The organism is Verrucomicrobiota bacterium (genome assembly GCA_016871535.1).
GTDB lineage: Bacteria > Verrucomicrobiota > Verrucomicrobiia > Limisphaerales > SIBE01 > VHCZ01.
This window is the reverse complement of record VHCZ01000058.1, coordinates 21267-28576: the sequence shown is the minus strand read 5'-3', so window position 1 is coordinate 28576 and position 7310 is coordinate 21267. Positions and strand designations below refer to the sequence as shown.

Sequence of the window (7310 nt, the reverse complement as noted above, 5' to 3'; positions counted from 1 at the left end):
CTTGAGCGCGGTGCTGACCTTCCTGCTCTGGCTGTTCCGCCGTTGACGGATGGCGGAATCGTGTTGCGACATTTTGGCCTACCGCTTTCGGCTTCGCTGGTGGCATTTGATCCAACCTATCCAACCTCAAGGCCATAAAAAACTTGTTGCCAAGGCGGGTGCTTTTTTCTATCGTTCGCCCCAATTACACCGGCAACGGTGTGCTTGAGGCAAATGGTTTTTGCCTCAAAGAACGCATTAAAACGCAACAACATACATCGCAGGAGGAACTAAATGAAGGTTAACAAATGGACGATAGCTTTGGCCGCCGGCGGGGTGGTAAGCCTCGGTTCGGTTGTTCAGGCTGAGGAGGCGCAGCACCAGGTGCTGACCGCTCTTTCTCAGACAACGCTAAGTGGTTACGTGGATACCTCGGCCATCTGGAAGCTGGGTACTGGCGGCCTGGGCTCCGCAGCAGGAACGCGCGCCTACGACGGTGCGAGCAAACTGGATGGATTCAACCTCAACGTCGTAAAACTCGGCCTCGAAAAGGCCCTGGACGAAGCCCAGTGGGCCGCAGGATACAGGGTCGATCTGCTGTTCGGGCCGGATTCGGTCACTTACCAAGGCGCGTTTGCTTCCGGCGGAAGCGTTGGCAGCTTCGGAGACGACTTCGCGATCCAGAATGCCTTCGTCGAACTGCGGGCACCCATCGGCAACGGCATCGACCTCAAGGTTGGCGCATTCGAATCGCCTCTGGGATACGAAACCTTCGATTCGGGCAAGAACCCGAACTACAGTCGTTCGTTTGGCTACATCTTGTCGCCAAAACAGCACACCGGAGTTCTCGCCAGCTACCAGCTTGCGGATTCGTTGAGCATTTACGGCGGCGTGGCCAATACCCACACGGGAGCGATCAACGGTCGCTCAGTCGTGAAACCGAACGGCTCGCTGACGGCGGAATCCGAGAAGACCTACCTGGGCGGGCTGACGCTCTCCGCGCCGCAAAGCCTGGGCTTCCTTAGCGGCTCGACATTGTATGCGGGCATCGTTGACGGACTGGCTGGCGCTCAAAACAACACCACCAGCGTCTATGTCGGCGCCACGATCCCCACTCCGCTGGAGGGCTTGTCGATCGGCGCCGCGTGGGATTACCGGTTCGACGGCGTTAACGGTGTGACTCCGGCAGCGGGCAACAACAGCAATTGGGCCTCTGCAATCGCCGGATATGTGTCGTATCAAGCGACGGAGAAACTGAAACTTAACGATCGCTTCGATTACGTCTCCGGCTCCGATGGCACGCTGGGATTGAACCTCGGAGGCGCCGGCAGCGACCGGCAGCCCGAGATCATCAGCAACACGGTCACGTTGGATTACTCGCTCTGGGATAATGTGATCAGCCGGGCGGAATTCCGTTGGGACCACAGCCTGACCGGGGACAAACTCTACGGCCGAGGCGCTGGCAACCAAAAGAACGCGTTTACGCTGGCCGCAAACATCATCTACAAGTTCTAAGGAACAACTTCATACAAGTGGACCCCTTCCGAGAGAATCGGAAGGGGTTTTTTGTTGGGGAAGTCGCGCGATTGAACCCGAAACCACGCCACCCAAATCCACGTCATAAAATTCTAGCCGAACAGATTTGAAATTTAACCACGGATGCACACGGATGCACACGGATAGGAAGCAATTTAAATCCGTGTCTATCCGTGTTCATCCGTGGTTAGAAATCTGAGAGATATGGCCGTGGCGCGGCATCTCGTGAAACCCTTGCCTTCATTGGCATTGGTGTCCACTCGTGGTTGAGAAAAATTATCCGTGGTATCCGTGGTTATCCGTGGTTCAGGGCGCAAACAAAGTTGTTGCAGTCTTTCAGGCTTCCGCCTACAAATTCGCCTCGTTCCGAGTCGAAGCGGCGCCTACCTTGTCAGCTACTCGCTGTTGAAATTTGCGCACCGTGGCTATTTCAATCGTGGCGAGGTGTATTTAATGACGCGGTTTTGGCGCAAGAATGCCTGGAACCCTATGATGTACCGCCGTGATCAATGCATGGCACCTGGACTGCTCGTTCCGGTGCGACGATGCGATGTGTTGCGTGCCTCGGCAGCCGGGGTTGCAGATTCATGCGCTCATGAACGATGCGATCCTTGCTGCCGGGCTTTAGCTTTGCCGGCCTTTCCTCCGGGCTGGTAAGTCGGTGGTCACAACCACAAACCTTAAACGCGTAAAAGCTCAGAACCAACAACACGTAAGAACAAACCAAAAAAACACCATGAAGAAATGCACAGAAATAAATAGTCCGTTGAAGCAAGCCAGATCCAGGGTTCAACCGAATCCATGGACTCTCGCCCTGGCGGGTGCCGGCTTGGTCAGCTTGGGCACGCTCGTCCAGGCGGAAGAAGCCGCGCAACAAGTCATGACCGCGCTGTCGCAAACGACCTTGAGCGGCTACGTCGATACCTCCGCCATCTGGAAGTTCGGCCGCGGCAACGCGCCGTTCCCTGGCCGTGCCTTCGATGGCACGAGCAAGATGGACGGCTTCAACCTCAACGTTGTCAAGCTGCAGTTGGAGAAGCCACTCGATGAGGGCCAGTGGTCGGCTGGCTACCAAGTGGGACTGCTCTTCGGACCCGACGCGGTCGGTTACAACAACAGTCCTCTGGAACTTGGCGATGACGTCACCGTGAAGGACGCGTACGTGGCCTTGCGAGCGCCTGTCGGAAACGGGATCGACTTCAAGATCGGCACGTTCTCCACAGTCGTCGGCTATGAAGTCTTCGAAGGCCCGAACAATCCGAACTACAGCCGGTCGTACGGGTGGCAACTGGAGCCCACTCAACACACAGGCATCCACGCGGGTTACAAAGCTTCGGACTGGCTGAGCCTGGCGGCATGTGTCGCGAACACCTGGACTGCCGGGATCAATGCGCGCCCGACGCGAGCCGGGGTTGCCGCGGATGAAACCGAGAAGACCTACATGGGCTCGATCACGATCACGTTGCCGGAAAGTTTTGGATTCCTTTCCGGCGCCTCGATCTATGGCGCCGCCATTGATGGGCTGGCCGGCGGACCGCACGACACCACGCTCTACTACGCTGGCGCCACGGTGCCGCTGCCCATCGAAGGGCTCTCGCTTGGCGCTGCGTATGATTATCGTGAGGACTTCGGGACCGGCGGCGTGGGTGGCGACCGCGCCTATGCCGTGGCCGGCTACCTCTCCTATCAGTGCACGGAAAAACTGAAGCTGAACGGGCGGGTTGATTACACCAATGCCGACGACGGAACCTGGTATGCGTCAGCCGGCGCTGGCCAGGCGGCGGGCTCTCATAACGAGTTGCTCGCGGTCACGGCCACGGTGGATTATTCGCTCTGGGCGAACGTCCTGTCTCGCGCGGAACTGCGCTGGGACCACGGCCTCGGCGGCGCCCGGCCATTTGGCGTGTCGGACAAGAACGCCATCACGCTGGCGGCAAACATCGTATATAAATTCTAAGCGCGAATCCGCTGCTAACACCCCTTCCGCGCCTGTGCGGAAGGGGTTTTTTGTTTTTGCTCTGGCCGGCGTTTCTTCGCGGACTACTCGTCCGAGCGCCCGGAACGCCGCTTCGCGAACGGAAGGGAATTCGTCTCTCGTGGCCTTGCTCAAGGCAGACTTGGCCGAGGCGGCTTCGACGCCTATGTCCCCCAGTGCTTGGGCGGCGGCTTTGCGAACCTCATGGCTTTGTCCTTCACAGCCTAGCCTGAGTTCGCGGAACCACCGACGCATCGGTTGCCCTCATAGCGCGGTTCGCGTGGAGCGAGGAGCCAGAAGCTGGCCCAGACGACAGCGACAACCAGGACCAGCCAAAATGCGTAGCGCCAGCCTCTATTCATTCTGATCATGATCTCAGTCCAGCATCCTTCAGAATTGCAAGCAATCCACTCCTAACGAAATCGGCGCGCCTTCTTCATGCCGTGTTGGATTCCACAAGAGCCGACGGCGTTCATCCGGCAAGCCGTGACCAAGCAGGATCCAAGGTATCAGCCGACCATGAAAAGGCTCACCCTTCCCGCTCTTCCCACTGCGGCCCAAGAGGATTTATTGGACGGAAGGACGATTAACAGGCATGGTATAGCGCACTTGCGACAAAACATGGCTGATGTCGAGAACCAGATTTCCGTGAGCCTGCCGGACGACGTGCGCCGCCGGTTTTCCGAGTTGGAACAGCGCCTCTGGAAGGTGGAAACGACCGTCGCTGTGTGCCTCGCTTTGAGCGGGCTGGGGTTCTCTTATCTGCTCCTCTTCCTCTCGGATCGCATTTGGGACACCGCCATCGCGTCGCGAATTGCAGTAAGCCTGATCGGCCTGGGCATCGCGCTGGCCGGAATCGCGCGGTGGAGCCTCCGCTGGGTTTTCAAGCGCCGGGATTTGAAGGCGCTCTCGATTCTGGTCCAGCAGAAATACCGGCGTCTGGGTGATCGGTTGCTCGGCATCGTGGAATTGGCGGATGAAAAAGAGCGCCCGCCGCATTTTTCTCCGGCGCTGTATCGGGCCGCGATTCAGCAGGTCGCCGAGGACGCGAGGAAGTTCGATTTTCAAGAAGCGGTCAGCCTTCGGCCCGCGAAGGTTCAGGCGGCGACGGCTCTCGGGCTATTCGTGCTGGCGCTGTTGCCGGCGGCGGCGGTGCCGCGCGCGAGTTGGAATGCCTTTCAACGTTGGGCCACGCCCTGGGCCGCCATCGAGCGCTACACGCTCGTGAATATCGCCGGGTTGCCCGCGAAACAAATCGTGCCGCACGGCGAGCCGTTCGAGGTGGTTTCCGCCGTCGAGTACCGGTCGTTCTGGCACCCGGCCCGCGCGCAAGGCCAGTACGAGCGGCAGCCGGCGATCAAGACGCTGGTTCAAGACGAGCGCGTGCAACTGAAAATCCCTGGCCAGGTTCAGCCGGGACGCCTGAGCGTCCGGGTTGGCGACGCGCGGCGCGAAGTGCCGGTCGAGCCGACGCATCGGCCGTCCTTGAAAGATCTGATCGCGCGCATCGATCTCCCCGCCTACCTGAAGTATCCAGCGCTGACCGAGAACATCCGCAGCGGTTCGCTCACCGTCCTCGAAGGGAGCCAGGTTTCTTTTCAGGGCAAAATCACGCGCGGCCTCCAAAGCGCGGAGCTGGCCGTGGAAAGCAGCGATCCGCAGCGTCTCGCCGTGCAAGGCGACGCGTTTGCGAGCCAGCCCGTGAACCTCGACGGCGCGTTCCACTGTTCGTTCACCTGGCAGGATGAACTGGGCTTGGAGACCGCGGCGCCGTGGCGGCTCTCCGTGCAAAGCCAAAAAGATTTACCGCCATTGCCGGAGTTGCCGGAAATGAATCGGGAAGTGGCGGTGCTGGAAACGGAGGTGGTCCCGTTGAAAGCGGTCGCGCAGGACGATTACGGGGTGCGGGAACTTGGGTTGACTTGGAACCTGATTTCAGATTGGCAACCGACCAACAGCCCTTCCGCCACACCGTTCAAATATGTAGCAGCTTCCGCGCAGGAAAAGAAGCTGGAGCGCGCGTTCAAATTCAATCCGGCCTTGCTGAAGATCCCGGCCGGCTCGCTGGTTGAACTCCGCGCGTATGCGAAGGATTTTTTCCCGGACCGCGAACCCACGGAATCGCCGGTCTATCGGATTTATGTCGTGGGCAACGAACAGCACGCCGAGATGGTGCGGCAAAAATTCGAGTCCCTGCTCGGACGGCTCGAAGAAGTCACGCGCCTGGAAGAAAAGATCGTCGATGAAACCCGCGAGCTGAAGGATCTGCCCAAAGACAAGCTCGCCGAGGACAAAGCGTCGGATCAAATTGCGGACACGCTGGAGGACCAGGCGCAAAACAAAGCCAACCTGGAACAGCTTTCCCGGGAGGGAACCCAGATGTTGCAGGAAGCCTTCCGCAATCCGCTCCTTCCGGAACAAACCCTGCGCGAGTGGGCGGACACCGTCCAACAAATGCAGGGCCTGACGCAGGACAAGATGCCGCAGGCGGCGGAGTCCATGAAGGCCGCCCAGCAAAATCCAAAATCGCGGGAGGAGAACCTCGCCAAAGCGCTGGAAAAAGAAGAGGAAATCCTGGAGGCGCTCCAGAAAATGCAGCAAATGGTCAATAAGAAACTCGACGACCTTCAAGCCATGACACTGGCGCAGCGGCTCCGCAAGCTGGGCACGGAACAGAAGGAAATCGAAAGCCGCTTGCACAAGAATCTCACGGTCACGATCGGACTGTTGCCGAAAGATCTTCCCGCGCCGTATCAGCGCGCGAACACGAATCTCGCCACGTTCCAATCGCGCGCGGAGGAAGAGACGAAAACGCTGCAGGGCGAGATCAGCCGGTTTTTCGAGCGCACCCGGGAGCCGAATTACGGCCAGGTCAGCAAAGAAATGACCGAAGCCAAAACGACCGATGAGCTGGACAAAGTCCGCGGGTTGATCGCCGAGAACATTTCCATGGAAGCGATTCAGCAGCTTGGCCGCTGGTCCAGCCAGTTCAACGCCTGGGCCGAATTGCTCGAACCCAAGAGCAGTTCCGCCGGCGGGGCGGGCGGCGGCGGCGGCGGGCAGGCGAACGACCTGGCGAATTTTCTGATTCAGCAGCTCTTGAGTTTGCTCCGGATGCGGGAAAGCGAGATCAACCTCCGCGAGCGGACCGAACTGCTTGAAACCCGGAAGGAGGACACGGCGGTATATCAGGACGGCGCCCAGGCGCTGTACGCCGGACAACGCCAGCTCCTGAAGAAGCTCACGCAAATGCAACTGGAGAATCCGTTCCCCCCGCTGGAGGAGCCGCTCAGCGAGATCTTCGATGCGATGCAAGGCGCGGAAGCGCTGCTGGGAGTGCCTCAGACGGACGCCTTGACGGTGCAATCGGAGACCAAAACGGTCGAGACGCTTTCCGACGTCATCAATTTGATCAACGAACAAATCCAACGCGGCGGAAGTTCGCAGAGCAACGCCAGTGAGGAGATGGCGTTCCTGCTGCAAATGATGTCCCCGGAAAGCCGCCAGACCACCGGCATGAGCATGAGCCGCAATCCAGGCCGCAGCACGATGGGGGGCAACACGCAGCAACCGGCCGGCCCGCTCCAAGGCGATGCGCAAGGCAAGAGTCCGGATGCCCGAGGCGTGAACAAGACGAGCAGTCTCATGGAGAATCTGCCCACGGAATTCCGTGAAGCGCTGGAGAACTATTTCAATGCCCTCGAAAAAGAAGCGAATTGAACTCGCCCGCCTCCTGCAAGGTCGAATTCCAGATATGGCCCATGAACCCGGTAGGGTGAGTCCATCCCGGTTTAGCGGGCCTTCCGCTCTAGCGCAGAGT

The 7310-nt window shown here is 59.2% G+C and carries 4 protein-coding genes; 3 read left to right on the top strand and 1 reads right to left on the bottom strand.

What is annotated here, in order from left to right:
* Window positions 1-273: 273 nt before the first annotated feature.
* Complete coding sequence (locus FJ398_10230) at window positions 274-1494, top strand: hypothetical protein (protein MBM3838325.1); 1221 nt, start codon at window positions 274-276, stop codon at window positions 1492-1494.
* Window positions 1495-2251: 757 nt separating this feature from the next.
* Window positions 2252-3472, top strand: coding sequence for a hypothetical protein (locus FJ398_10225; protein MBM3838324.1), 1221 nt, complete (start codon window positions 2252-2254; stop codon window positions 3470-3472).
* Here the strand turns inward: FJ398_10225 and FJ398_10220 are convergent.
* Entirely contained in the window at window positions 3275-3745 is a 471-nt protein-coding gene (locus FJ398_10220) for a hypothetical protein (protein MBM3838323.1), read from the bottom strand. The genes FJ398_10225 and FJ398_10220 overlap by 198 nt on opposite strands.
* A gap of 366 nt (window positions 3746-4111) precedes the next feature.
* Between FJ398_10220 and FJ398_10215 the strand changes: the two genes are divergently transcribed.
* Entirely contained in the window at window positions 4112-7210 is a 3099-nt protein-coding gene (locus FJ398_10215) for a hypothetical protein (protein MBM3838322.1), read from the top strand.
* The last annotated feature ends 100 nt before the right edge of the window (window positions 7211-7310 follow it).